The sequence below is a fragment of the Streptomyces sp. HUAS YS2 genome, assembly GCF_033343995.1.
Taxonomy (GTDB): Bacteria; Actinomycetota; Actinomycetes; order Streptomycetales; family Streptomycetaceae; genus Streptomyces; species Streptomyces solicathayae.
On sequence record NZ_CP137573.1, the window covers coordinates 6,397,151 to 6,420,079 of the forward strand.

General features: G+C 72.0%; 22 protein-coding genes and 1 tRNA gene. 12 read left to right on the forward strand and 11 right to left on the reverse strand.

Annotated elements, in window-relative coordinates; all coding sequences use genetic code 11:
* Position 1: 1 nt before the first annotated feature.
* The 3 genes from R2D22_RS29650 to R2D22_RS29660 are packed head-to-tail and all read right to left on the reverse strand — an operon-like array spanning position 2 to position 2,018.
* Positions 2-532 carry an NUDIX hydrolase gene (locus tag R2D22_RS29650; RefSeq protein ID WP_318107794.1) on the reverse strand — a complete coding sequence of 177 codons (531 nt, stop codon included), beginning with the start codon at positions 530-532 and terminating at the stop codon, positions 2-4.
* A 56-nt stretch (positions 533-588) separates the two neighbouring features.
* Positions 589-1,353, reverse strand: coding sequence for a glucose 1-dehydrogenase (locus tag R2D22_RS29655; RefSeq protein WP_318107796.1), 765 nt, complete (start codon positions 1,351-1,353; stop codon positions 589-591).
* Positions 1,350-2,018: a TetR/AcrR family transcriptional regulator gene (locus R2D22_RS29660; RefSeq protein ID WP_318107797.1), complete on the reverse strand. Its 669-nt coding sequence runs from the start codon at positions 2,016-2,018 to the stop codon at positions 1,350-1,352. The genes R2D22_RS29655 and R2D22_RS29660 overlap by 4 nt, the downstream gene beginning before the upstream one ends.
* Positions 2,019-2,113: 95 nt before the next feature.
* Here R2D22_RS29660 and R2D22_RS29665 point away from each other — a divergent pair, with 95 nt between their 5' ends.
* Complete coding sequence (locus R2D22_RS29665; protein WP_318107799.1) at positions 2,114-3,769, forward strand: FAD-binding dehydrogenase; 1,656 nt, start codon at positions 2,114-2,116, stop codon at positions 3,767-3,769.
* Between the two features lie 139 nt (positions 3,770-3,908).
* Entirely contained in the window at positions 3,909-5,171 is a 1,263-nt protein-coding gene (locus tag R2D22_RS29670) for a serine hydrolase domain-containing protein (protein WP_318107801.1), read from the forward strand.
* Between the two features lie 92 nt (positions 5,172-5,263).
* Here the strand turns inward: R2D22_RS29670 and R2D22_RS29675 are convergent, their stop codons facing one another.
* On the reverse strand, positions 5,264-6,661 hold the full coding sequence (locus tag R2D22_RS29675; protein WP_318107803.1) for a GntT/GntP/DsdX family permease: 1,398 nt from the start codon (positions 6,659-6,661) through the stop codon (positions 5,264-5,266).
* Positions 6,662-6,742: 81 nt separating this feature from the next.
* The gene (locus tag R2D22_RS29680) at positions 6,743-7,267 is read right to left on the reverse strand and encodes a gluconokinase (protein ID WP_318107804.1); all 525 of its coding nucleotides are present in this window, start codon (positions 7,265-7,267) and stop codon (positions 6,743-6,745) included.
* Positions 7,268-7,411: 144 nt separating this feature from the next.
* On the opposite strand from R2D22_RS29680, the gene R2D22_RS29685 reads away from it, so the two are divergent.
* From R2D22_RS29685 to R2D22_RS29700, 4 genes are all read left to right on the forward strand, one after another.
* Positions 7,412-8,113 (forward strand): FadR/GntR family transcriptional regulator, encoded by a 702-nt coding sequence (locus R2D22_RS29685; protein WP_318107805.1) that lies wholly within the window; start codon positions 7,412-7,414, stop codon positions 8,111-8,113.
* Positions 8,114-8,302: 189 nt separating this feature from the next.
* Positions 8,303-9,775, forward strand: coding sequence for an amino acid permease (locus tag R2D22_RS29690; RefSeq protein ID WP_318107806.1), 1,473 nt, complete (start codon positions 8,303-8,305; stop codon positions 9,773-9,775).
* A 130-nt stretch (positions 9,776-9,905) separates the two neighbouring features.
* Entirely contained in the window at positions 9,906-10,991 is a 1,086-nt protein-coding gene (locus tag R2D22_RS29695; RefSeq protein ID WP_318107807.1) for an S-(hydroxymethyl)mycothiol dehydrogenase, read from the forward strand.
* Positions 10,991-11,620 (forward strand): MBL fold metallo-hydrolase, encoded by a 630-nt coding sequence (locus tag R2D22_RS29700; RefSeq protein WP_318107809.1) that lies wholly within the window; start codon positions 10,991-10,993, stop codon positions 11,618-11,620. The genes R2D22_RS29695 and R2D22_RS29700 overlap by 1 nt, the downstream gene beginning before the upstream one ends.
* Here R2D22_RS29700 and R2D22_RS29705 read toward each other — a convergent pair.
* Both R2D22_RS29705 and R2D22_RS29710 read right to left on the reverse strand, forming a co-directional pair.
* Positions 11,604-12,533: an RluA family pseudouridine synthase gene (locus R2D22_RS29705; protein WP_318107810.1), complete on the reverse strand. Its 930-nt coding sequence runs from the start codon at positions 12,531-12,533 to the stop codon at positions 11,604-11,606. The two genes, R2D22_RS29700 and R2D22_RS29705, sit on opposite strands and share 17 nt — an antisense overlap.
* A gap of 53 nt (positions 12,534-12,586) precedes the next feature.
* Positions 12,587-12,674 (reverse strand) — tRNA-Leu (locus R2D22_RS29710).
* Positions 12,675-12,828: 154 nt separating this feature from the next.
* Between R2D22_RS29710 and R2D22_RS29715 the strand changes: the two genes are divergently transcribed.
* The 3 genes from R2D22_RS29715 (at position 12,829) to R2D22_RS29725 (ending at position 15,442) form a co-directional block, all read left to right on the forward strand.
* Complete coding sequence (locus R2D22_RS29715) at positions 12,829-14,154, forward strand: M20/M25/M40 family metallo-hydrolase (protein WP_318107812.1); 1,326 nt, start codon at positions 12,829-12,831, stop codon at positions 14,152-14,154.
* A gap of 166 nt (positions 14,155-14,320) precedes the next feature.
* Positions 14,321-14,554, forward strand: a complete 234-nt coding sequence (gene chpH / locus R2D22_RS29720; protein ID WP_318107813.1) for a chaplin ChpH — start codon at positions 14,321-14,323, stop codon at positions 14,552-14,554.
* A gap of 156 nt (positions 14,555-14,710) precedes the next feature.
* Positions 14,711-15,442: a chaplin gene (locus R2D22_RS29725; protein WP_318107815.1), complete on the forward strand. Its 732-nt coding sequence runs from the start codon at positions 14,711-14,713 to the stop codon at positions 15,440-15,442.
* 92 nt (positions 15,443-15,534) lie between these two features.
* On the opposite strand, the gene R2D22_RS29730 is transcribed toward R2D22_RS29725, so the two are convergent.
* Entirely contained in the window at positions 15,535-15,723 is a 189-nt protein-coding gene (locus R2D22_RS29730; RefSeq protein WP_189217267.1) for a DUF5703 family protein, read from the reverse strand.
* A 47-nt stretch (positions 15,724-15,770) separates the two neighbouring features.
* On the opposite strand from R2D22_RS29730, the gene R2D22_RS29735 reads away from it, so the two are divergent.
* Positions 15,771-16,415, forward strand: coding sequence for a hypothetical protein (locus R2D22_RS29735; protein WP_318107818.1), 645 nt, complete (start codon positions 15,771-15,773; stop codon positions 16,413-16,415).
* 68 nt (positions 16,416-16,483) lie between these two features.
* Here R2D22_RS29735 and R2D22_RS29740 read toward each other — a convergent pair whose 3' ends face one another.
* The gene (locus R2D22_RS29740) at positions 16,484-18,697 is read right to left on the reverse strand and encodes a helix-hairpin-helix domain-containing protein (protein WP_411977170.1); all 2,214 of its coding nucleotides are present in this window, start codon (positions 18,695-18,697) and stop codon (positions 16,484-16,486) included.
* Positions 18,682-19,665, reverse strand: a complete 984-nt coding sequence (locus tag R2D22_RS29745; RefSeq protein WP_318107822.1) for an aldo/keto reductase — start codon at positions 19,663-19,665, stop codon at positions 18,682-18,684. Before R2D22_RS29745 ends, R2D22_RS29740 begins: the two co-directional genes overlap by 16 nt.
* Before the next feature lie 131 nt (positions 19,666-19,796).
* Between R2D22_RS29745 and R2D22_RS29750 the strand changes: the two genes are divergently transcribed.
* Positions 19,797-20,846, forward strand: coding sequence for an LLM class F420-dependent oxidoreductase (locus R2D22_RS29750; protein ID WP_318107823.1), 1,050 nt, complete (start codon positions 19,797-19,799; stop codon positions 20,844-20,846).
* Positions 20,847-21,082: 236 nt separating this feature from the next.
* The gene (locus tag R2D22_RS29755; RefSeq protein ID WP_318107825.1) at positions 21,083-21,868 is read left to right on the forward strand and encodes a ferritin-like domain-containing protein; all 786 of its coding nucleotides are present in this window, start codon (positions 21,083-21,085) and stop codon (positions 21,866-21,868) included.
* A gap of 33 nt (positions 21,869-21,901) precedes the next feature.
* Here R2D22_RS29755 and R2D22_RS29760 read toward each other — a convergent pair whose 3' ends face one another.
* Positions 21,902-22,906, reverse strand: a complete 1,005-nt coding sequence (locus R2D22_RS29760; protein ID WP_318110073.1) for a magnesium and cobalt transport protein CorA — start codon at positions 22,904-22,906, stop codon at positions 21,902-21,904.
* Positions 22,907-22,929: the final 23 nt, after the last annotated feature.

Below are 22,929 nucleotides of genomic sequence, written 5' to 3' on the forward strand. Positions count from 1 at the left end.
TTTATATGTCCGGATGTCCGGTCGCCCGGAACGCGGACAGCCGCTGGTAAGCCGCCAGCCCGTCCGGCACCCACTCCCACTCCCCGAGCCGGGCGGCCAGCTCCTCCTCGGTCAGGAAGGCGTGCCACGCCACCTCCTCCACCTGCGGGTCCACCGGCAGCTCGCAGCGCACCTCGTACACCGCCGACCACCAGCGCGGAACGCCTTCGGGGGAGCGGTACAGGAACTTGAACAGCGGGACGGGCTGCGGCAGGCCCGAGACGCCCAGCTCCTCCTCCGCCTCGCGCAGAGCCGCCTCGTCGTAGCTCTCGCCCGCCCCGACGACCCCGCCGACGAACATGTCGTACAGCGAGGGGAAGACAAGCTTCGTCGCCGTCCGGCGGTGCACGAACACGCGCTCCTCGGCGTCCCTGGCCAGGATGAAGGCACAGCGATGGATCAGGCCCCCCGCGTACGTCTCGCCGCGTGGGGCCTGTCCGATCACCTCGTCGTTCTCGTCGACGATGTCGAGTACTTCGTCAGCGGCGCTCATGTCCTCATACTGCCGTCTTCGGTGGGCACCGGGGTACGACACCCACCGCCCCGCACTCACTGACCCATGACGTACTTCACCGTCGGGCCGGTGGTCCAGCCGCCGTCCACCGCCAGCTCCGCGCCCGTCACGTACGAGGCTGCGTCGGACAGCAGGAAGACGACCGCGCCGGCGATCTCGTCCGCCTCGCCGACCCGGCCCATGGGCGTGTTCGGGTACTTGCCCTCGCCCTTCTCGATGCCGACCGAGGCCGTCATCGGCGTGTACGTCATGCCCGGGTGGACGGAGTTGACGCGGATCTTCGCGGTGCCCAGCTCGACCGCCCCGATCTTGGTCAGGCCGCGTACACCCCACTTGGACGCGCCGTAGCCGCCGGTCAGCGCCAGGCCCATGAGGCCGGCGGCCGAGGATATGTTGACGATCGAGCCGCCGCCGGCCTCCTTCATCGCCGGGATCGCGGCCTTCATGCCGATGAAGACACCGGTCAGGTTGATGTCGAGGACGCGGCGGAAGGTCTCGACGGACTCGGTCTCCAGGAAGGCGCCGGTCGCGATGCCGGCGTTGTTCACCAGGCCGTGCAGCCCGCCGAACTCGGCGACGGCGTACGCGACGGCCTCCGCCCAGCCCTCCTCCGAGGTCACGTCGTGGTGCAGGAAGCGGGCGCGCTCGCCGAGCTCGGCGGCGGTCGCCTTGCCCTCCTCGTCCAGTACGTCGGTGATCACGACGTTCGCGCCGGCCGCGACGGCCTGACGGGCGGCCTCGGCGCCCAGGCCGCGGGCGCCGCCGGTGATGAGGACGGTCTTGCCGGAGAGGTCGTTCATGGAATGTCCTTTCGGGACGTCTCGGTGTCTTCGCCGCTCCGGGGCTGTGCGGCCCGGAGAAGCGCGCTGGTGGTGGCGACGAGGTCCGCGAGGAAGAGCGCCTCGCCGGTGAGCGGCTCGACGCCGTCGAGGTACTGTCGGGCCCGGTCGGCCATCGCCGCGCCGACGACGGTGAGCGCCAGGTCGAGGCGCTCGAGCCGCAGCGGCTCCGGCAGAGCGGCCGGCGGTGCGGCCAGGCAGGCCTCGATCCGCTCGAACAGCCGCCAGTAGGGGGTCCCGTCCAGCGTGGGATGAGGGGTGCGGGTGCGGACCCCGCTCTCGTGGCTGAGCTGGGCGGAGATCCGCAGACAGCGCCGGCCGCGAGCGGTGCGCAGCTCGCTCGCCTCGGCCGTGACCAGGGTGGTCAGCAGGGCGGGCAGCTCGTCGGGCGCGGCGTCGAGCAGCGGCGCGAGGACTTCGTTCGTACGGAGCTGGCGGCCCGCCATGACGGCGTCGACGAGCCCCTCGCGCGAGCCGAAGTGGTACTGCACGGCCGACGGATTGGCCTGGCCGGCCAGTGCGACGACGTCCCTCAGCTGTCCGCCGTGGACCCCCTGGGCGGCGAAGATCTCCTCCGCCGCTCGGATCAGTTTCTCCCGGGTCTCGGGACCCGACGTCCTTGCCATGCGCTCCATTCTAATGCCGAACATTAGAAAGCGGGAGTGACGTGCACCGGTCCGAACGGTTGACTGGATACAGTGCTGTATCCAAGATGCGGTCCATGTCGTACGACGCTGATGTGATCGTCATCGGGGCGGGCCTCGCCGGCCTCGTCGCCACCGCGGAGCTGGTCGAGGCCGGCCGGAGCGTGATCCTGCTCGACCAGGAGCCCGAACAGTCCCTGGGCGGCCAGGCCCACTGGTCCTTCGGCGGGCTGTTCCTCGTCGACTCGCCCGAGCAGCGCCGGATGCGGATCAGGGACAGCCACGCGCTCGCCCTGCAGGACTGGTTCGGCACCGCCGGCTTCGACCGGGACGAGGACCACTGGCCGCGCCGCTGGGCGGAGGCGTACGTCGACTTCGCGGCCGGCGAGAAGCGCAGCTGGCTGCACGCCCGCGGAGTGCGCTTCTTCCCCGTGGTCGGCTGGGCCGAGCGCGGCGGGTACGACGCGAACGGGCACGGCAACTCCGTGCCCCGCTTCCACATCACCTGGGGCACCGGCCCCGGTCTCGTCGCCCCCTTCGAGTCACGGGTCCGCGAGGGCGTCGCCCGAGGCCTGGTGACGTTCCGCTTCCGGCACCGGGTGACCGGCCTCGGCCGCACCGCGGGCGGCGTGGACACCGTCACCGGCGACGTCCTCGCGCCCTCCGACGCGGAGCGCGGCACCGCCAGCAGCCGCGAGGTCACCGGCTCCTTCGAGCTGCGCGCCCAGGCGGTGATCGTCACCTCCGGCGGCATCGGCGGCAATCACGACCTGGTGCGCAAGCAGTGGCCCGAGCGGCTCGGCACCCCGCCCGCCCGGATGCTCTCCGGCGTCCCCGCGCACGTCGACGGACTGATGCTCGGCATCGCCGAGGACGCCGGCGCCCACCACATCAACCGCGACCGGATGTGGCACTACACCGAGGGCATCGAGAACTGGAACCCCATCTGGGCCCGGCACGGCATCCGCATCCTGCCTGGCCCGTCGTCCCTGTGGTTCGACGCCCGCGGCCGGCGCCTCCCGGTCCCTCTCTTCCCCGGCTTCGACACCCTCGGCACCCTCGAGCACATCATGCGCACCGGCCACGACCACACCTGGTTCGTGCTCGACAAGCGCATCATCGGCAAGGAGTTCGCGCTCTCCGGCTCCGAGCAGAACCCCGACCTGACCGGGAAGTCCGTCCGCGACGTGCTCGGCCGTGCCCGCGCCGACGTCCCCGGCCCGGTCCAGGCGTTCATGGACCACGGCGTCGACTTCGTCGTCGAGAACGACCTGTCCGCCCTCGTCCGGGGCATGAACGCGCTCACCGACGAGCCGCTCATCGACGAGGCGGAGCTGCGCCGCGAGATCGTCGCCAGGGACCGCGAGATCGCCAACCCCTTCACCAAGGACCTCCAGGTCACGGCGATCCGCGGGGCCCGCAGGTACCTCGGCGACAAGCTCATCCGCACCGCGGCCCCGCACCGGCTCCTCGATCCCGCGGCCGGCCCGCTGATCGCCGTGCGGCTCAACATCCTCACCCGCAAGTCCCTCGGCGGCCTGGAGACGGACCTGGACTCGCGGGTGCTCAAGGAGGGCGGCGAGGTCCTGGAGGGCGTGTACGCGGCGGGCGAGGCGGCCGGCTTCGGCGGCGGAGGCGTGCACGGCTACCGCTCCCTGGAGGGCACCTTCCTCGGTGGCTGCATCTTCTCGGGCCGCGCGGCCGGGCGGGCGGCGGCGCGGGCGGTGGGGTAGCCGCCGCGCCGAGCCGGTCGGGCAGACGGCGCCGGCTCCGCCGGGCGGCGTGCCGGATGTGCCCCACTCGGGCGTGTCTCGCGCCGCGTGCGGAGTGTTCAGCGGCGGTGCCGGGGGGTCGCGGCCATAGTGCGGTGCCATGACAGCCACCCCCTTCCGTACGCGTCCGCGCGCCCGCGCGCGGGCCCGTACGGCGCTCCTCTGCGCCGCCCTCCTCGCCGCCACGATCCAGACCGCCTCCGCCGCCGCACCCGCGTCCGTCGAAGGACCCGGCGGGCCCGGCGGACACGGCGGACGCGCCTGCGAGCGGACCCGGGGCCCGCTCGACGGCGAGGCCCGTCAGGTCCGCGACATCACCCAGAGGGCCAAGGACGAGCTCAAGCTGAACTCCGTGGAAGTGAAGGTCACCGTCGACGGGCGCGAAGTCCTCACCGACGCGCTCGGCGAGTCCATGACGGGGGTCCCGGCCGAACCGGACATGCACTTCCGCGCCGGCTCCGTGGCCTTCGCCCACATCGGCACGGTGCTCCTCCAGCTGGTCGAGGAGCGGAAGGTGCGCCTCGACGACACCGTCGAGCGCTGGCTGCCCGACGTGCCCGACGCCGAGAACATCACGCTGCGGATGCTGGCCACCAACACCACCGGGCTGCACGACTACGTCACCGACCCGGCGTTCCTCACCGAACTGACGGCGCACCCGTTCCGCCACTGGACCCCGCAGGACCTGCTCGCCTACCCCTACAGCCACCCGTTCTGGTACGCGCCGGGCACCAACTGGAGCTACTCCCACGCCAACTACCTGCTCCTGTCCGAGGCGCTGGAGAAGATCACCGGCACCCGGATCGACGAGCTGATGAAGCAGCGGGTCACCGGCCCGCTGGGGATGCGCAACACGCAGAACAACTTCACCCCCGACATCCCGGCGCCGGCGCTGCACGCGTTCACCTCGGACCGGGGCATCTACGAGGAGTCCACCTTCTGGAACCCGTCGTGGACCACCGCGCCCGGCGCGGTCATCACGACCCACATCTGCGACCTGGCCCGCTCGGCGCAGGCCATCGGCAGCGGCGAGCTGCTCTCGCCCCGCTCGTACCGCACCCTGCTGAACCCGGGCACGGTCGGCCTGGGCACGCCGACCGCCACCTGTCCCGCGTCGATCTGTCTGAAGCAGACCGAGCAGGCGCACTTCGGTCTCGGCGTCATCGTGGTCAACGGCTGGGTGGTCCAGAACCCGTCGTTCTCGGGCTACGGGGCGATCCAGGCGTACCTGCCGTCCGACCGCCTGGCCATCGCGGTCTCCGCCACCAAGACCGCGGACGCGCCCGAGGGCAACATGGCCGAGGAGGTGGCCGAGCGCATCGCGGCGGCCCTCGCCCCGGACACCCCGCTCGCGATCACCTGACGCACGAAGGGCCGTGCGCGGTCGACAGATGTCGACCGCGCACGGCCCTCCCGCTACGGCGTGGACGCCCTACGTCACGCGCGTCACGGGCGTCACAACACCAGCGACAGCAGCAGCACGAAGACGATGCCCACGACCGAGATGATCGTCTCCATCACCGACCAGGTCTTGATCGTCTGACCCACGCTCAGCCCGAAGTACTCCTTCACCAGCCAGAAACCGGCGTCGTTCACATGGCTGAAGAAGAGCGAACCCGCGCCGATGGCGAGCACCAGCAGCGACGTCTCCGTGGTGCTCATGCCCTCGGCCAGCGGGGCCACCAGGCCGGCGGCGGAGATCGTCGCCACCGTGGCGGAGCCGGTCGCGAGCCGGATCGCGACCGCGATCAGCCAGGCGAGCAGCAGCGCGGGGATCGACCAGTTCTCGGAGAATTCCAGGATCATCTGGCCCACGCCGATGTCGATCAGGGTCTGCTTGAAGCCGCCGCCTGCGCCGACGATCAGCAGCACGCCCGCGATCGGGGCGAGCGACTTCTCGACCGTCGAGGAGAGCCGCTCCTTGGTGAAACCGGCCGCGCGGCCAAGGGTGAACATGCCCAGGATCACGGCGGCCAGCAGCGCGATGAGCGGTGCGCCGATGACGTCCGTGACCTTCTGGACCGCGTTCTCCGGGTCGTCCACGACGATGTCGACGAGCGCCTTGACCAGCATCAGGACGACGGGCAGCAGCACCGTGGCGACGGTGGCGGCGAAGCCGGGGCGCTTCTCCAGGTCCTCCGACGGACGCTGCGGGATCATGGTCTCGGGAGCGTGGACGTCGACCCAGCGGGCGGCGTACCGGGAGAACAGCGGACCCGCGATGATCACGGTGGGTATGGCGATCAGCAGGCCGAGGGCCAGCGTGACGCCGAGGTTCGCGCCGAGCGCGTCGATGGCGACCAGCGGGCCGGGGTGCGGCGGGATCAGACCGTGCATCACCGACAGTCCGGCCAGGGCCGGGATGCCGATCCGCATGAGCGAGTAGTTGCCGCGCTTGGCCACCAGCAGCACCACCGGGATCAACAGCACGATGCCGACCTCGAAGAACAGCGGCAGACCGATCACCGAGGCGATGAGCACCATCGCCCACGGCATGCCCCGGCCGCTGAACCTGGCCAGGATCGTGTCGACGATCTGGTCCGCGCCGCCGGAGTCGGCGAGCAGCTTGCCGAGGATCGCACCGAGCGCGATCAGCACGCCGACGCTCGCCACCGTCTTGCCCAGACCCGTGGTGAACGAGTCGATGGTCGCCCCGAGCGGCGCCCCGGCGAACGCGCCGAGCGCCAGCGAGCCGATGGTCAGCGCCAGGAAGGCGTGCAACTTGAACTTGGTGATGAGCAGGACGATGACGGCGATGCCGGCGAGCACGGCGATGCCGAGCTGGGCGTTGCCGGCCGAGGTGATCGGCTCGGTCGCGTCCGCTGCCAGCATCTCGACGCTGAGTCTGGTCACGGGGTTCCTTAGGGAGGAAGGGGAGAGGAGGGGGAGGGGCGCGCCGCCCCGGGGGACGGGCGGCGCGCGTGGGGACGGGGGTCAGACGACGAGCCGGCGCAGCGCGGCGACGGCCCGCTCGGTGATCTCCTCGGGGGAACCGGAGACGTCGACGGCGACACCGGCCTCGTCGTCCTGCAGCGGCTGCAGGGCGGCGAACTGGGAGTCGAGCAGCGCGGTCGGCATGAAGTGCCCCTTGCGCGCCGCCATCCGCTCCTCGATCAGCGCCCGGTCGCCGGTCAGATGCAGGAACACCACCCCGGGCGCGGCCGCCCGCAGCCGGTCCCGGTAGATCCGCTTCAGCGCGGAGCTGCTCACCACCCCGCCGAGCCCGTCCCGGGTGTGTGCCCACCGCCCGATCGCGTCGAGCCAGGGAGCGCGGTCGCTGTCGTCCAGGGGGATGCCGGCCGACATCTTGGCCACGTTGGCCTCGGGGTGGAAGTCGTCGCCCTCGGCGTACGGGACGCCGAGCGCTTCGGCCACCAGCGGACCGATGGTGGTCTTGCCGGTGCCCGCGACGCCCATCACGACGACGACCCGGTGGATCGTGCGAGAGGTGGTGCTCATGGGGTGCCTCGCGTTCTTCGCTGTCTTCGTCGACAGATTTCCGTCGCGCTCATGAAACCCATTGGGTACGACGTATTCAAGTGTGTGTGACATAAAAGTCGTACTTTTTGTTCCCGGCTCGCGCGCGACCGTAGGCTGAGCCCCATGACGACACCGGCCCCGGGGCTCCACCCGCAGGTTCTGGCCACACTGGGCCTCGCCATCACGGCCGGTGAGTACCCGCCCGGCAGCGTGCTCCGCACCGACGAGCTCGCCCAGCGCTTCGACGTCTCGCGGACCGTGATCCGCGAGGTGGTGCGCGTCCTGGAGTCCATGCACCTCGTCGAGTCCCGCCGCCGGGTCGGCGTGATCGTCCAGCCGACCGAGGCCTGGAACGTGTACGACCCCCAGGTCATCCGCTGGCGGCTGGCCGGCGCCGACCGGCCCCGCCAGCTCCGCTCGCTCACCGTGCTGCGCTCCGCGGTCGAACCCGTCGCCGCAGGGCTCGCGGCTCTCCACGCCACCCCCGAGCAGTGCCGCGAACTCACCGAGCAGGCCCTCGGTATGGTCGCCACCTCGCGCGGGCGCCAGCTGGAGGCGTACCTGGTGCACGACGTCGCCTTCCACCGCGTCGTGCTCAACGCCTCCGGCAACGAGATGTTCGCCCGGCTCGGCGACGTCGTCGCGGAGGTCCTCACCGGCCGCACCCACCACCACGTGATGTTCGAGGACCCGGACCCCGCCGCCGTCACCCTCCACGTCCAGGTCGCCGAGGCCGTACGCGAGAAGGACGCCGAACGGGCCGAGCGACTCACCCGCGAGATCGCCGTCGGGGCGCTCAAGGAACTGGACGTCCTCGCTCCGTAGGCGCGCCGACGACTTCTCGCTACCTCTGCGTAACCTCAGAACTCGCTCAAATATGGGCGTTCAGTGAGTTTGCTCACTGTCAGTGAGGCGTGTCTGCCCTGACGATGTGCGCTGGCCGCACCGAGGGACGACCTCCGTCGGGCGGCCGGGTACGCACAGACCCTCCCCCTCACGAAGGCGAACAACTCCATGAGTGACCGCATCTCCACTGCGGCCGACCCGCTGACCGCCACGCCGGCGGCCCCGGCGGCGTCTCAAGCCTCCCCCCACGTGGACGCCGGCGACGCCGGGTACCGCAAGGACCTCAAGTCCCGGCACATCAACATGATCGCCATCGGCGGCGCGATCGGAACGGGCCTCTTCCTCGGCGCCGGCGGTCGCATGGCGAACGCCGGTCCCTCCCTGTTCATCGCCTACGCGGTCTGCGGCGTCTTCGCCTTCTTCGTGGTGCGGGCCCTCGGTGAGCTGGTGCTCTACCGGCCCTCCTCCGGCGCCTTCGTCTCCTACGCCCGCGAGTTCATGGGCGAGAAGGGCGCCTACACGGCCGGCTGGCTGTACTTCCTGAACTGGTCGACCACCGCCGTCGCCGACATCACCGCGGCCGCGACCTACGCCCACTTCTGGGCCATGTTCAGCGACATCCCGCAGTGGGTCCTCGCCCTGATCGCCCTCGCGGTCGTCCTCACCGCCAACCTCATCTCGGTGAAGTACTTCGGCGAGATGGAGTTCTGGTTCGCGATCATCAAGGTCGCCGCGCTGGTCGCCTTCATGCTCGTCGGCATCTTCCTCGTCGTCACCTCGCACGACGTCGGCGGCCACACCCCGGGCCTCGGCAACATCACCGACAACGGCGGCATCTTCCCCAACGGCGTCATGCCGATGCTGCTGCTGATCCAGGGCGTCGTCTTCGCCTACGCCTCCGTCGAGCTGTGCGGCGTCGCCGCCGGCGAGACCGAGAACCCCGAGAAGATCATGCCCAAGGCGATCAACTCGATCATGTGGCGCGTCGGCGTGTTCTACGTCGGCTCGGTGATCCTGCTCGCGCTGATCCTCCCGTACACCGCCTACTCCGGCGACCAGAGCCCGTTCGTCACGGTCTTCGACAAGCTCGGCATCCCCGGCGCCGCCGGCGTGATGAACCTCGTCGTCCTGACGGCCGCGCTCTCCAGCCTGAACTCCGGCCTGTACTCCACCGGCCGCATCCTGCGCTCCATGTCGCTGGCCGGCTCCGCGCCGAAGTTCACCGGCGTCATGAACAAGGGCGGCGTCCCCTACGGCGGCATCCTGCTCACCGCGGGCTTCGGCGTCGTCGGCGTCTTCCTCAACTTCGTGATGCCCGGCGAGGCCTTCGAGCTGGTGCTGAACTTCGCCTCCATCGGCATCATCGGCACCTGGGCGATGATCATGGTCTGCTCGCTGCTGTTCCACCGCCGCGCCAACGAGGGCAAGGTCGTCCGCCCCGGCTACAACCTGCCCTGGGCCCCGTACACCCAGATCGTCACGCTCGGCTTCCTGGCCGCGGTCGTGGTCCTGATGTGGATGGACGGCGGCGTCGGCCGCACCACCGTCAACTGCCTGCCGCTCATCGCGGCCGCGCTGGTCGGCGGCTGGTTCCTGGTCCGCCGCCGGGTCCGCGAGGCCGCCGGGACGCACCAGGACTGACGTCCCTCACGGATCCCCCACGGGAGTACGAGACCCCCGCAGGCGTGGCCTGCGGGGGTCTCGCGCTCCGTCAGGAGACAGTGATACCCAAGAGCCTTACAAGATCCTGTCCGAGGAAGGGAAGTTCACGATGCCGCAGCACGTCCAGGGGGTCGTCGCCCCCGGCAGGAACGAGCCCGTACGGGTGGAGACGATCGTGATCCCCGACCCGGGCCCCGGCGAGGCCGTGGTGAAGATCCAGGCCTGCGGCGTCTGCCACACCGACCTGCACTACAAGCAGGGCGCCATCAACGACGAGTTCCCCTTCCTGCTCGGCCACGAGGCGGCGGGCGTCGTCGAGTCCGTCGGCGAGGGCGTCACGGACGTCGCCCCCGGCGACTTCGTGATCCTCAACTGGCGCGCCGTGTGCGGCGCCTGCCGGGCGTGCCTGCGCGGCCGCCCCTGGTACTGCTTCGACACCCACAACGCGAAGCAGAAGATGACCCTGCTCGACGGCACGGAGCTCTCCCCGGCCCTCGGTATCGGCGCGTTCGCCGAGAAGACGCTGGTCGCCGCCGGCCAGTGCACCAAGGTCGACCCCGCCGTCGCCCCGTCCGTCGCCGGCCTCCTCGGCTGCGGCGTCATGGCCGGCATCGGCGCGGCGATCAACACCGGCCAGGTCGGCCGCGGCGACACCGTCGCCGTCATCGGCTGCGGCGGCGTCGGCGACGCGGCGATCGTCGGCTCCCGGCTCGCCGGAGCGGCCCGGATCATCGCCGTCGACATCGACGACCGCAAGCTGGAGACCGCCCGCACCATGGGCGCCACCCACACCGTCAACTCCCGTTCCACCGACCCCGTCGAGGCGATCCGCGAGCTCACCGGCGGCTTCGGCGCGGACGTCGTCATCGAGGCCGTCGGCCGCCCGGAGACGTACAAGCAGGCGTTCTACGCCCGCGACCTCGCCGGCACCGTCGTCCTCGTCGGCGTGCCGACCCCCGAGATGACGCTGGAACTCCCGCTGCTCGACGTGTTCGGCCGCGGTGGCGCGCTGAAGTCGTCCTGGTACGGCGACTGTCTGCCGTCCCGCGACTTCCCGATGCTGATCGACCTGCACCAGCAGGGCCGCATCGACCTCGCCGCGTTCGTCACCGAGACCATCGGACTCGGCGACGTCGAGAAGGCCTTCGCCCGCATGCACGAGGGCGACGTGCTGCGCTCGGTGGTGGTCCTCTGATGACCGCCCGCATCGACCACCTGGTCACCTCCGGCACGTTCTCCCTCGACGGCGGCACCTGGGAGGTGGACAACAACGTCTGGATCGTCGGCGACGACACCGAGGCCCTCGTCATCGACGCCGCCCACGACGCCGACGCCATCCTCGCCGCGCTCGACGGCCGCACCCTGCGCGCGATCGTCTGCACCCACGCGCACGACGACCACATCGACGCAGCCCCGGCGCTCGCCGCCGCCACCGGCGCGCGGATCCTGCTGCACCCCGACGACCAGCCGCTGTGGAAGCGCACCCACCCCGACCACAGCCCGGACGGCGACCTCGCCGACGGCCAGGTCCTGACCATCGCCGGCACGGACCTGAAGGTCCTGCACACCCCCGGTCACGCCCCCGGCGCGGTCTGCCTGTACGCCCCCGACCTCGGCACCGTCTTCTCCGGCGACACCCTCTTCCAGGGCGGCCCCGGCGCGACGGGCCGGTCGTTCTCGGACTTCCCGACGATCATCGACTCGATCCGCGCGAAGCTCCTCACCCTGCCGCCGGAGACGGTCGTCCGCACCGGCCACGGCGACTCGACCACGATCGGCGCCGAGGCGCCCCACCTGGAGGAATGGATCAACCGAGGCCATTGAGCGGCCGCCGGCTCAGGAACCTCCTGGGCTCACCCGAGAACGGGTCGGTGAACACCAGCGACCGCGCGAGCAGTTGCAGCGGCCGCCCGAAGTCCTCCGGCCCGTCCTCCCGCACCACCGGGTACAGCGGATCGTTCAGGATCGGCAGCCCGAGCGCGTTCATGTGCACGCGCAGCTGATGGGTCCGCCCGGTCACCGGCACCAGCCGGTACCGGGCGAGACCGCCCTGGGAGACCAGGAGCTCGACCCGGCTCTCGGCGTTCGGCTCGCCCGGCACCTCCCGCGCGGCGAGCACACCCCGCTCCTTCTCGATCCGGCTCCGCACGGTCGCCGGCAGCGCCAGCCCCGGGTCGTACGGCGCCACCGCCTCGTACGCCTTGCGCACGGCCCGGTCCCGGAACAGCGTCTGGTAGGCCCCCCGGTCCTCCGGCCGTACGACGAACAGCACGAGCCCCGCCGTCAGCCGGTCGAGCCGGTGCGCGGGCTGCAGCTCGGGCAGTCCCAGATCGCGCCGCAGCCGGGCCAGCGCCGTCTCGGTCACATGCCGCCCGCGCGGCATCGTGGCCAGAAAGTGCGGCTTGTCGACGACGACGATCCGCTCGTCCCGGTACACGACCTCGACCTCGAACGGCACCCGCTCCTCATCGGGAAACTCCCGGTGGAACCACAGATACCGCCCGGCGGCATACGGCTCGCCACCGTCCACGGCGACCCCGTCGACCCCGACGAACCGCCCCTCGCGAAGCATGGCCGCCACGCGCCCGGCCCCGATGGCCCCCGCGTACCGCTCGAGCAGATGCCCACCCACGGTCGCCCAGACGCCGTCCGGATCCTCCGGAAGCCTGACCCGCACCGGATCGATCCCGTCCCGCTGGGGCAGCGGCGCGGCCGGGGTCCTCGTTCTCCGTCTCACCGGTCCCACCGCCCTCACATGCAAGAAGGACCCCACGACGTGGGGTCCTTCGCTGGTGTCCGAGGGGGGACTTGAACCCCCACGCCCGATAAAGGGCACTAGCACCTCAAGCTAGCGCGTCTGCCATTCCGCCACCCGGACAAGGTGTCTGTCTTCTCGGCCTGGGCCGTTCCGACGTGGAAAACCATAGCAAACATTCGAGGGGGTCGATCACCACCCCCGTTCCGGCCGGGCTTCCGGGAGGATGAGGGGGAACCACCGGCAGTGATGGGGCAGTGAAGTGGGAGGAAGCAGCGTGAGCGAGTCGAACACGACCCGGGGCGTCACCGGCGAGGACGAGGTCGTCGACCTCTGCCGCGACCTGATCCGCATCGACACCAGCAACTACGGCGACCACTCCGGACCGGGCGAGCGGGTGGCGGCCGAGTACGTCGCCGAGAAGCTGGCCGAGGTCGGCCTCGAACCGAAGATCATCGAGTCGCACAAGGGGCGGGCCTCCACCGTCGCCCGGATCGAGGGCGAGGACCCGTCCCGGCCGGCCCTGCTGATCCACGGCCACACCGACGTCGTGCCGGCCGACGCGGCGGACTGGACCCACCACCCGTTCTCGGGCGAGGTCGCCGACGGTTGTGTCTGGGGGCGGGGCGCGGTCGACATGAAGGACATGGACGCGATGACCCTCGCGGTCGTGCGCGACCGGCTGCGCAGCGGCCGCAAGCCGCCGCGCGACATCGTGCTGGCCTTCCTCGCCGACGAGGAGGCCGGCGGCACGTACGGCGCCCGGCACCTCGTCGACAAGCACCCCGACCTCTTCGACGGCGTCACCGAGGCGATCGGCGAGGTCGGCGGCTTCTCGTTCACGGTCAACGAGAACCTGCGGCTCTACCTGGTGGAGACGGCGCAGAAGGGCATGCACTGGATGCGCCTCACCGTCGAGGGCACCGCGGGGCACGGCTCGATGACCAACAACGACAACGCGATCACCGAGCTCTGCGAGGCCGTCGGCCGGCTCGGCCGCCACCAGTGGCCGGTGCGGGTCACCAAGACCGTACGGTCCTTCCTGGACGAGCTCTCGGACGCGCTGGGCACCCCGCTCGACCCCGAGGACATGGACGCCACCCTCGCCAAGCTCGGCGGCATCGCCAAGATGGTCGGCGCCACCCTGCGCAACTCCGCCGCCCCCACGATGCTCGGCGCCGGCTACAAGGTGAACGTGATCCCGGGGCAGGCCACCGCGCACGTCGACGGGCGCTTCCTGCCGGGGTACGAGGAGGAGTTCCTCGCTGATCTCGACCGGATCCTCGGGCCCCGCGTGAAGCGCGAGGACGTGCACGGCGACAAGGCGCTGGAGACCAGCTTCGACGGGGACCTGGTGGACGCCATGCAGCTGGCGCTGCGGGCCGAGGACCCGATCGCCCGGGCGGTCCCGTACATGCTCTCCGGCGGCACCGACGCGAAGTCCTTCGACGACCTCGGGATCCGCTGCTTCGGCTTCGCGCCGCTCCAGCTCCCGCCTGAGCTGGACTTCGCCGGGATGTTCCACGGCGTCGACGAGCGGGTGCCGGTGGACGGGCTGAAGTTCGGGGTGCGGGTGCTCGACCGCTTCATCGACGCGTCCTGACCCCTCCCTGACCGCGCGGGCGAATTCGAGCACCGGATTCGTCCGTGCGTTTGCTTTTGACCGGAAAGAGTGAATGCGCTCATAGGCTCGTAGCCCCATTAACTCCCCCTCGTTACAGGTGGTGCGGTCCGCGTCAAGTGGGGCCGCTTGCCAACAAGGAGGAATAATGATCAAGAAGGTCGTCGCTGCTGCGGCTGCCACCGGCGGTCTCGTTCTCGCGGGCGCGGGCATGGCCGTTGCCGACGCGGGTGCCCAGGGTGCCGCCATCGGTTCCCCCGGCGTTCTGTCGGGCAACGTCGTCCAGGTGCCGGTTCACGTCCCGGTGAACGTGTGCGGCAACACGGTCTCCGTGATCGGGCTGCTGAACCCCACCTTCGGCAACACCTGCGTCAACGCCTGACGTTGAGCCTCGACCCCCTGGGGGTCTGAGCCACGCCGGCCCCGGAGTGCGTGCCATGCACTCCGGGGCCGGTGGGCATTCAGCCTCCGGGCACGGTGCCCCGGAGGGACTTACGAGAAGCCGATACGGCTTCCAGCCGAAAAGGCAGGACAAGCTATGCGACAGGTCACGCGCAAGGGCCTGATGACCGTGGTGGCCGCGGGCGGGGTATTCGCCCTCGGCGGCGGTTTGGCGCACGCCGACGCGAATGCGGACGGCGTCGCGAAGAATTCCCCGGGCGTCGCGTCCGGCAATTCCGTCCAGGTTCCGGTGCACGTGCCGGTGAACGCCTGCGGGAACACGATCAACGTGATCGGGGTGCTGAACCCGGCGTTCGGGAACAAGTGCGCCAACGTCTCGAAGACGGGCGGTGGCAGCGGCGGCTCGTCCGCGGGCGGCCACACCAGCGGCTCCCCGGGCGTGGGCTCCGGCAACAACGTGCAGGTGCCGGTCGACGTGCCGGTGAACGCCTGCGGGAACAGCGTCACCGTGATCGGCGCGGGCAACACCGCGTACGGGAACGAGTGCGAGAACGGCATCGAGCCGTCCACGCCGAGCCACCCGGGGGAGCCCAGCCACCCCGGCAACCCGAACAACCCGGGCAACCCCAGCACCCCCGGCAACCCCAGCAACCCGGGTACGCCGAGCAACCCGGGTGAGCCCGGTCACCCGGGCACGCCGACCGGGCCGAACACTCCCGGTACGCACACGATCACCCCGCCGAAGGGTGGCTCCGAGGAGCTGGCGGAGACCGGTGCCGGCGGTTCGCTGGGTCTGATCCTCCCGGCCGGAGCCGGCCTGCTGCTCGGCGGCGCGATCCTCTACCGCCGCGCCCGCGCGTCCGCCTAGTCACGGCGGCACGACGCAGAGGGGCCCCGCACGGCGGGGCCCCTTCCCTGTCACCGGGTGTCATTCACCGGGTCCGTGTCACCAGGCCCGTGTCACCAGGTCGCGCGGAGCTGGCGGATGATGCGCCGGCGCAGTCGCACCCTGCGGCTGCCGTCCCGGAGCAGGCTCAACCGGTCCAACTCCCAGTGTCCGTACTCGGCATGGTCGGTCAGGAGCCGTGTGGCCTCCTTGCGGGAGACGCCTCGCGGCACGTACACGTCGACAAATTCGTATTCCGGCATCGCATCTATTGTGCGGGCACGGGCCCCGTACGGATAGCGTCTGTCCTATGTCTGATGCTGCGCAGCCCACCGCTGCCGAGGTACGTGCCGCCGCCGAGGCGGTCAAAGCCGCACTGGACCGTCACCTGGAGGCGGTCGAACACCGCACCGGCGACGACGACCCGGCCGTCTACGACGCGTTCAACGCCCTTGCCGCGGCGGCCGAGGCCTACGACGAGCGGCTCTACGACCGGTACGACGAGGTCACCCCCTTCGAGATCCCCGGAGCCGACGGCTCGCTGCCGCCGTACGCCGGCCCCGAGGAGCCGCACGCGCTGAGCGTGCTGATCAGACGCGACTACGCCGTGGTGGAACCGCAGCGGCTGCTCGCCCAGGCCCAGCGGATCGCGGACCTGGAGGCGGACGAGGACGGGCCCGAGAGCGCCGCGGTGGTGGGCGCGAGCACGCACGCCGCGCTCGGCGTGCTGTTCGGCGAGTACGAACCGGACGAAATCGCCTCCCGGCACAAGGAGTTCGGCCTGGAGGAGGGCGACTCCACGCTGTGGGTCTCCGCCGCCGAGGAGCTGCCGGACCCCGGGGAGTGGCTGGAGGCCCCCTTCGAGCAGGCCGACCCGGAGCGGATCGTGTGCCGCTTCGACGTCAGCGCGGTCTTCGACGACGAGCTGCCGGACGAGGACGCCGCACGCGCCTGAGCGCACGCCGCGACGACGGAGGGGCGGGACACCCGGTGTCCCGCCCCTCCGTCGCGTCCATGCGCGGGCTACTCCTCCTCGGGAGCGGCCAGCAGCGCCTCCAGGAGAGGCCGCAGCCGGGTCGTGGGCGCCGGGGCGAGGCCCTCCGCGACCGCACGCGGCAGCGCCTGGTCCACGCCGTGCACCACGGAGAGATGCCGCTCGGCCCGGCCGAAGGCCGTGTACACCCACGCCCGGCTGAGCCCCTGCGCCGCGTCGCCGGGCAGCACCGCGACCACCGCGGGCCAGCGCATCCCGGCCGCCTGGTGCGCGGTCAGCGCCCAGCCGTGCCGCACCGACGCCTCCACCCGCTCCTTCGGTACGACGACCTTCTCGCCGTCGCGGTCCAGGTGCAGGCCCTCGGCGTCGGCCGAGACGACCGTGGCCGGCACCGTCCGCCCCGGCACGGGGGAGTGGGCCACCCGGTCGCCCGGGTCGAAGCCGCCGAAGCGGCCGGGGCCCGGGTTGAGCCGCTGCTTGAGCGCCGCGTTCAGCGCGCGCGTGCCCGCCGCGCCGCCGTGCCCGACGGTGATCACCTGGGTCTCCTCGGCAGGGACGCCGATGGCCCGCGGCACCGAGTCCGCGACCAGCTGGACCGTACGGTGCACCGCCTCGCCGGCGTCCCGCACCGGGACGATCACGACCTCCTTGCCGGGGGCCTCGACCTGCGTGAGCTCACCGATCCCGATGCCGGAGACGAGCTCGCCGAGCGGGCCCGGGTCGGGTGTACGGGAGGCGACCTGCGGGCACACCCGGGCGGCCAGCACATCGCCGAAGACCCGGCCCGCCCCGGCGGCGCCGAGCACGCCCGGGTCGCCGCTCAGCAGCAGCCGGCAGCCGTCGGGCAGGGCCTCGACCAGAATCGCGGCGGTCTCCACGTCGAGCTGCGGGGCGTCGAGGACGGCCAGCAGGTCCAGTGCGAGCGCGCCGTCCTCGTCGCGGGCGAGACCGGCGGCCCCGGAGAGCAGGTCCGCGACGGTCACCGCGCCGGCGTCCGAGCCCAGTCGGCGGCGGCCGTTCTCCGTGTGGACCGCGAGGGCGGCGCGCAGCCCTCGCTCCCGCGCGCCCAGGACCAGCGCGAGCGGTTCGGCCCGGGCGGCCTCGCCGCCGGTGTGCGTCACCAGGCCGTGCGCCCCGCAGGCGCGGGCGAGCTCGGGGCCGTCCCAGTCGGCCGCCGTGACGGTCTTGGCCAGCCGCGCCAGGCCGTCGGCGAGGCTCTCCTCGGCGAGGGCGTACCGGTCGAGGCCGAGCAGCACCGGAACCGGCGGCCCGCTGTCCCGCGCGGGCTCCACGGCGGCCCCACCGGCACCTTCGGACTCCTCCGCGCCCCCGTCCTCGGACTCCTCCGCCTCCGGCTCCTCCTCCTGGAAGACGAGCACCGCGCCCTCGGCGACGGCCTGCCGGACCGCCTCCTCCGCGTCGGGCACGGCCCGCTCGGCGAGCGCGGCGCGGACGGAGGCGAGCTCCAGGGCCGTGTGCCCCTGCAGCGCGGCCCGCTCCAGCAGCCAGCCCACCAGGGCGGTCGCCCGCCGGGCGTCGCCGGGGCCCGCGGAACCGCCGAGCAGCGCCCGGGCGAAGCCGTCGGCCTGGTCCGGCTGGACGCCGGGTACCGCGAGCAGCTGCCACGGGTCCTCCCGCAGCGCCTCCGCCGCGCCCTCGCCGAGCAGCGCCGCGACCCGCTCGGCGAGCGACTTCGGCGCCCCGCCCGCGGCCAGTACCTCGCGCACCGCCGCGAGCGTCTCCGGCGCGGCGGAGGGCGGCGCGGGCACCGCCTCGGGCTGCCGGTGCCGTACCGGCGCGGCCGGCTCGGGCGCGGACCGCCGGGGCGCGGGCGCCGGGTTCTCGTAGAACGCGGTGCCGGACTTCTCGCCGGCCTCCACGGCCCGTACGGCCGCGAGCAGATCCGCGGCCTTGCCGCTCAGCTTGGCCCCGCTCTCGACAGGCCCGTCCTTGTCGGCCTTCCGTCGCTCGATCCGGGCCCGCTCCTCGCGCTGCGCCGCGAGCTCGGCCTCCGCCTCGGTCGGGGCGGGCTTCGCACCGCCGTCCGGGCCACCGTCCGCGCCCCCCTCGGAGCCGTCCCCCACAGGGCCGGCCTCACCGGTCTCACCGGCCTGGGCGTCCACCTCGGCGTCCACCTCCGAATCCACCTGAACCTCCACCTCCGCCTCCGCGGCGGCGTCGGACGGGGGGACCTCGGCGGACTCGCCGCGCGAGGGGTCTGGGACGGTCACAGGGTGCTCCAGTCGTGGTCCGGGTAGCGGTGCACGGGCGCCGACACGTCGTCGAGGGCCCGGCAGATCTCGTCAGGAAGACTAAGGGTCTCCACCGACAACGCCTCGCTGAGCTGCTGCGCGTCGCGCGCCCCGACGATCGGGGCCGTCACGCCCGGCCGGTCCCGCACCCACGCCAGCGCCACCTGCAGCGGCGTCGCCGCCAGGCCGTCCGCCGCCGTCGCGACCGCCTCCACGATCCGGCTCGCGGTCTCGTCCAGGTACGGCTCCACGAACGGCGCCATCGTCTCCGAGCCGCCCCGCGAGTCCGCCGGGGTGCCGTGCCGGTACTTGCCGGTCAGCACCCCGCGGCCCAGCGGCGACGACGGCAGCAGGCCTATGCCGAGGTCCCGCGCCGCCGGCAGCACCTCCCGCTCCACGCCCCGCTGGAGCAGCGAGTACTCCATCTGCGTCCCGGCCAGCCGGGTCCGCGTGCCCGCGCCGCCGAGCTGCCAGGTCGCCGCTTTCGCCAGTTGCCAGCCGCAGAAGTCCGCCACTCCCGCGTACCGCGCCCGCCCGCTGCTCACCGCCAGGTCCAGGGCCTGCAGCGACTCCTCCAGCGGGGTGTACGGGTCGTACGCGTGGAGCTGCCAGAGGTCGACGTGGTCCGTGCCGAGCCGGGCCAGCGAGGCGTCGAGGGCGGCGAGCAGGTGCCCCCGGGAGCCGTCGCACCGCCGGTCCGGGTCGGCGACGCTGCCCGCCTTCGTGGCGATCACCAGATCACCGCGCGGCACCAGCCCCCCGACGAGCTGCCCGAGCACGTACTCCGCCTCGCCGCCGCCGTACACGTCCGCCGTGTCGACCAGCGTCCCGCCGGCCTCCCAGAACGCCTTCAGCTGGTCGGCGGCGTCATGCTCGCCGGTGTCCCGCCCCCAGGTGAGGGTGCCGAGCCCGATCCGGGACACGCGCAGGCCGGTACGGCCGAGATGCCTCTGCTCCATGAGCGCGAGATTACTGGCCAGGGCACCACGCGGAGAGAGCCTGTGGACAACCCGCCCCTGACGGATCCCGTCCGCCGCGCTAGAGTCCGGGCCACAGGGACGTTACTGATCGGTAAAGAGGGTGTTTGGGCATGCGACTGGGCATCAACCTCGGGTACTGGGGCGCCGGAATGGACGGCGACAACCTCGCCGTCGCGCAGGAGGCCGACCGGCTCGGCTACGACGTGTGCTGGGCGGCCGAGGCCTACGGGTCGGACGCCCCGACCGTGCTCTCCTGGGTCGCCGCCCAGACCTCCCGGATCGACGTCGGCTCCGCGATCATGCAGATCCCGGCCCGCCAGCCCGCGATGACCGCGATGACCGCGGCCACCCTGGACTCGCTCTCCGGCGGCCGCTTCCGCCTCGGCCTCGGCGTCTCCGGCCCGCAGGTCTCCGAGGGCTGGTACGGCGTCAAGTTCGACAAACCGCTCGCCCGCACCCGCGAGTACGTGGAGATCGTCCGCAAGGCGATGACCCGCGAGCGCCTCAGCTACTCCGGCGAGCACTGGACGCTGCCGCTGCCCGACGGCCCGGGCAAGCCGATCAAGCTCACCGTGCACCCGCAGCGCGAGCACATCCCGCTGTACATCGCCGCGATCGGCCCGAAGAACCTGGAGCAGACCGGCGAGATCGCCGACGGCGCGCTGCTGATCTTCCCGTCCGCCGAGCACCTGGAGGAGACGGCGATCAGCCACATCCGCGCCGGCCGCGAGAAGGCGGGCCTGACCATGGAGGGCTTCGACGTCCACCCGACGCTGCCGATCGCCCTCGGCCCGGACGTCGACGCCCTCGCGGACATGTTCCGCCCGTACACCGCCCTGTACGTGGGCGGCATGGGCAGCCGCAAGCAGAACTTCTACAACCAGCTCGCGCAGCGCATGGGCTACGAGAAGGAGGCCGCCGAGATCCAGGAGAAGTACCTGGCCGGCGACAAGGCCGGTGCGGCCGCCGCCGTACCGCGGCGGCTCATCGAGCAGACCGCCCTGCTCGGCGACGTGGCATCCGTGGCGGACCGGATGACGGCCTACGCCGAGGCCGGCGTCAACACGCTGACGCTGTCCCCGGCCGGATTCACCCTCGAAGAGCGGGTGACCGCCCTCCGCGCCGGCGTCGAGGCGCTGGAGCGGGCCGGCCTGGCGTAACGGGAAGCACCCGGGAAACCGGGCGAGGTCTGCGGCCGTGGTGGGGGCTCGGGGGGTCTTCCCCGCCACGGCCGTCACGCAGCACAACGCGCCACCGCGCCCCCCGGTTACGGCCCCGGGCGATTCCGTCGTTCGGCCCAGTCGCCCGGCCCTCGTGTTGCCGCCGTCGGCCGGGCGCATTTGACTTTTCCTCTGCGGGCGTGCGGCGTGCGGACGTCCCGCTGGAGGTGGCAGCAATGCTCTCGGCCCGAAGCCTGTTCCAGGAAATCATCGACGACGACGACTCCTTCCAGCTCTTCTGCTCCATCGCCGCGAGCGGCGAGGCCCAGGGCGGCTGGGAGAACGGCCGGATCGCCGCGCTCGTACCCGCCGGCATGCGGGACATGGCGCCGAAGATCACCCGGCACGGAGCCGACGAGGACAAGCACGGCAGGATCTTCAACGCGCTGCTCAAGAAGCGCGGCCTGCCGCCCGTCGACGTACCGCCCGAGACCGACTACACCATGCTTCTGGAGAAGCGCGGGATCGGCCTCGCCCACGAGAAGCTCAAGCGCGACGAGCCGCTGACCGAGCGCGACATCATCGTCTACCTCGCGCACAGCCGGGTCACCGAGCAGCGCGCCGCCGACCAGATGGACATGCTGGTCAAGCACTTCGGCGACCATCCCGAACTCGGCCGGGCGATCAGGATGATCTGCAACGACGAGGACAACCACCTCGCCTACTGCCACGAGGAGCTGCTGCGCCTGGCGTACGCCGGCCACGGCCGGCTGATCCAGCGCACCCTGCGCGAGTCCGCCCTCACCGAGATCGGGGTGTACCGCGACGTCAGCCTCGCCGTGATGTCCCACATGGGACGGCTGCTGCACTGGCCCGGGGCCAAGTCGGCCGTCCTCGCCGCAGGCATCCGTGCCATGTACGCGTACGAGCGGGCCGCCGGCTGGCGGCGCATGGTCGACCTGAAGATGCCCGAGCGGCGCGACGCACTGGGCGGACCGGCCACCCCCGCGCCGGCGTTCTGACAGGAACCCCGCACCGGCCGGCCCCCGCGCCCGCTACAGCCAGCCCCGCCGCTTGAACAGGCGGTGCAGGCCCAGCACCACCCCGGTCATCAGCAGGATCACCGCCGGGTAGGCCCACACCCGGCCCAGCTCGGGCATGTGCTCGAAGTTCATGCCGTAGATCCCCGCCACCATGGTGGGGACCGCGGCCATGGCCGCCCAGGCGGAGATCTTGCGCATGTCGTCGTTCTGCCGCACGCCCATCTGCGCCAGATGCGCCGACAGCACGTCCGACAGCAGCCGGTCCAGGCCCTCCACCTGCTCGTTGGCCCGGGCCAGATGGTCGCTGACGTCCCGGAAGAACGGCCGCGCCGCCTCGTGCACGAACGGCACCGTGCCGGCCGCGAGCCGCGAGACCGGCGCGGTGAGCGGGCCGCTGGCCCGGCGGAACTCGAGCACCTGCCGCTTGGCCGTGTAGATCCGGGCGGCGGTGCTCTTCGGGTCCCCGCCCGGCCCGTTGCCGCTCGGCGCGAACACCGCCGTCTCCAGCTCCTCCAGGTCGACCTGGAGCTCGCCCGCCACGTCGATGTAGTGGTCCACGACCGCGTCGCTGATCGCGTACAGCACCGCCGTGGGCCCCTTCTGCAGGACCTCCGGCATCGCCTCGAGATGGCGGCGGACCTGGGCGAGCGGCGAGCTCTCGCCGTGCCGGACCGTCACCACGAACGAGTTGCCGATGAAGATCATCAGCTCGTCGGCGACGACCCGGTCGCTCTCCGGCTCGTACCCCACCGGCTTGAGCACCATGAACAGCGAGTCGTCGTACACCTCCAGCTTCGGCCGCTGATGCGCCTTCAGCGCGTCCTCGACCGCCAGCGGATGCAGCGCGAACTCGTCCGCCACGTGGTCGAACTCGGTCTCGGTGGGCTCGTAGAGACCGACCCACACGAAGGCGTCCCCGGACGCCCGGCACTCCGCCAGCGCGTCCGAGAGATCCAGCGGCCCCGTCGTACGGCGCCCGCCCCGGTAGATGGCACTGTCCACGATCACGCCGCGTATTCTTCCCCGCCCGTCCGCCCCAC

Excerpts from the sequence above, each read along its gene's own strand:
- R2D22_RS29685 (WP_318107805.1), top strand. The coding sequence starts at position 7,412 with ATGACGACACCGGCCCCGGGGCTCCACCCGCAGGTTCTGGCCACACTG.
- R2D22_RS29690 (WP_318107806.1), top strand. The coding sequence starts at position 8,303 with ATGAGTGACCGCATCTCCACTGCGGCCGACCCGCTGACCGCCACGCCG.
- R2D22_RS29750 (WP_318107823.1), top strand. The coding sequence starts at position 19,797 with ATGCGACTGGGCATCAACCTCGGGTACTGGGGCGCCGGAATGGACGGC.
- R2D22_RS29665 (WP_318107799.1), top strand. The coding sequence starts at position 2,114 with ATGTCGTACGACGCTGATGTGATCGTCATCGGGGCGGGCCTCGCCGGC.
- R2D22_RS29655 (WP_318107796.1), bottom strand. The coding sequence starts at position 1,353 with ATGAACGACCTCTCCGGCAAGACCGTCCTCATCACCGGCGGCGCCCGC.
- R2D22_RS29700 (WP_318107809.1), top strand. The coding sequence starts at position 10,991 with ATGACCGCCCGCATCGACCACCTGGTCACCTCCGGCACGTTCTCCCTC.
- R2D22_RS29725 (WP_318107815.1), top strand. The coding sequence starts at position 14,711 with ATGCGACAGGTCACGCGCAAGGGCCTGATGACCGTGGTGGCCGCGGGC.
- R2D22_RS29660 (WP_318107797.1), bottom strand. The coding sequence starts at position 2,018 with ATGGCAAGGACGTCGGGTCCCGAGACCCGGGAGAAACTGATCCGAGCG.
- R2D22_RS29680 (WP_318107804.1), bottom strand. The coding sequence starts at position 7,267 with ATGAGCACCACCTCTCGCACGATCCACCGGGTCGTCGTCGTGATGGGC.
- R2D22_RS29650 (WP_318107794.1), bottom strand. The coding sequence starts at position 532 with ATGAGCGCCGCTGACGAAGTACTCGACATCGTCGACGAGAACGACGAG.
- R2D22_RS29735 (WP_318107818.1), top strand. The coding sequence starts at position 15,771 with ATGTCTGATGCTGCGCAGCCCACCGCTGCCGAGGTACGTGCCGCCGCC.
- R2D22_RS29670 (WP_318107801.1), top strand. The coding sequence starts at position 3,909 with ATGACAGCCACCCCCTTCCGTACGCGTCCGCGCGCCCGCGCGCGGGCC.
- R2D22_RS29755 (WP_318107825.1), top strand. The coding sequence starts at position 21,083 with ATGCTCTCGGCCCGAAGCCTGTTCCAGGAAATCATCGACGACGACGAC.
- R2D22_RS29745 (WP_318107822.1), bottom strand. The coding sequence starts at position 19,665 with ATGGAGCAGAGGCATCTCGGCCGTACCGGCCTGCGCGTGTCCCGGATC.
- R2D22_RS29695 (WP_318107807.1), top strand. The coding sequence starts at position 9,906 with ATGCCGCAGCACGTCCAGGGGGTCGTCGCCCCCGGCAGGAACGAGCCC.
- chpH (WP_318107813.1), top strand. The coding sequence starts at position 14,321 with ATGATCAAGAAGGTCGTCGCTGCTGCGGCTGCCACCGGCGGTCTCGTT.
- R2D22_RS29730 (WP_189217267.1), bottom strand. The coding sequence starts at position 15,723 with ATGCCGGAATACGAATTTGTCGACGTGTACGTGCCGCGAGGCGTCTCC.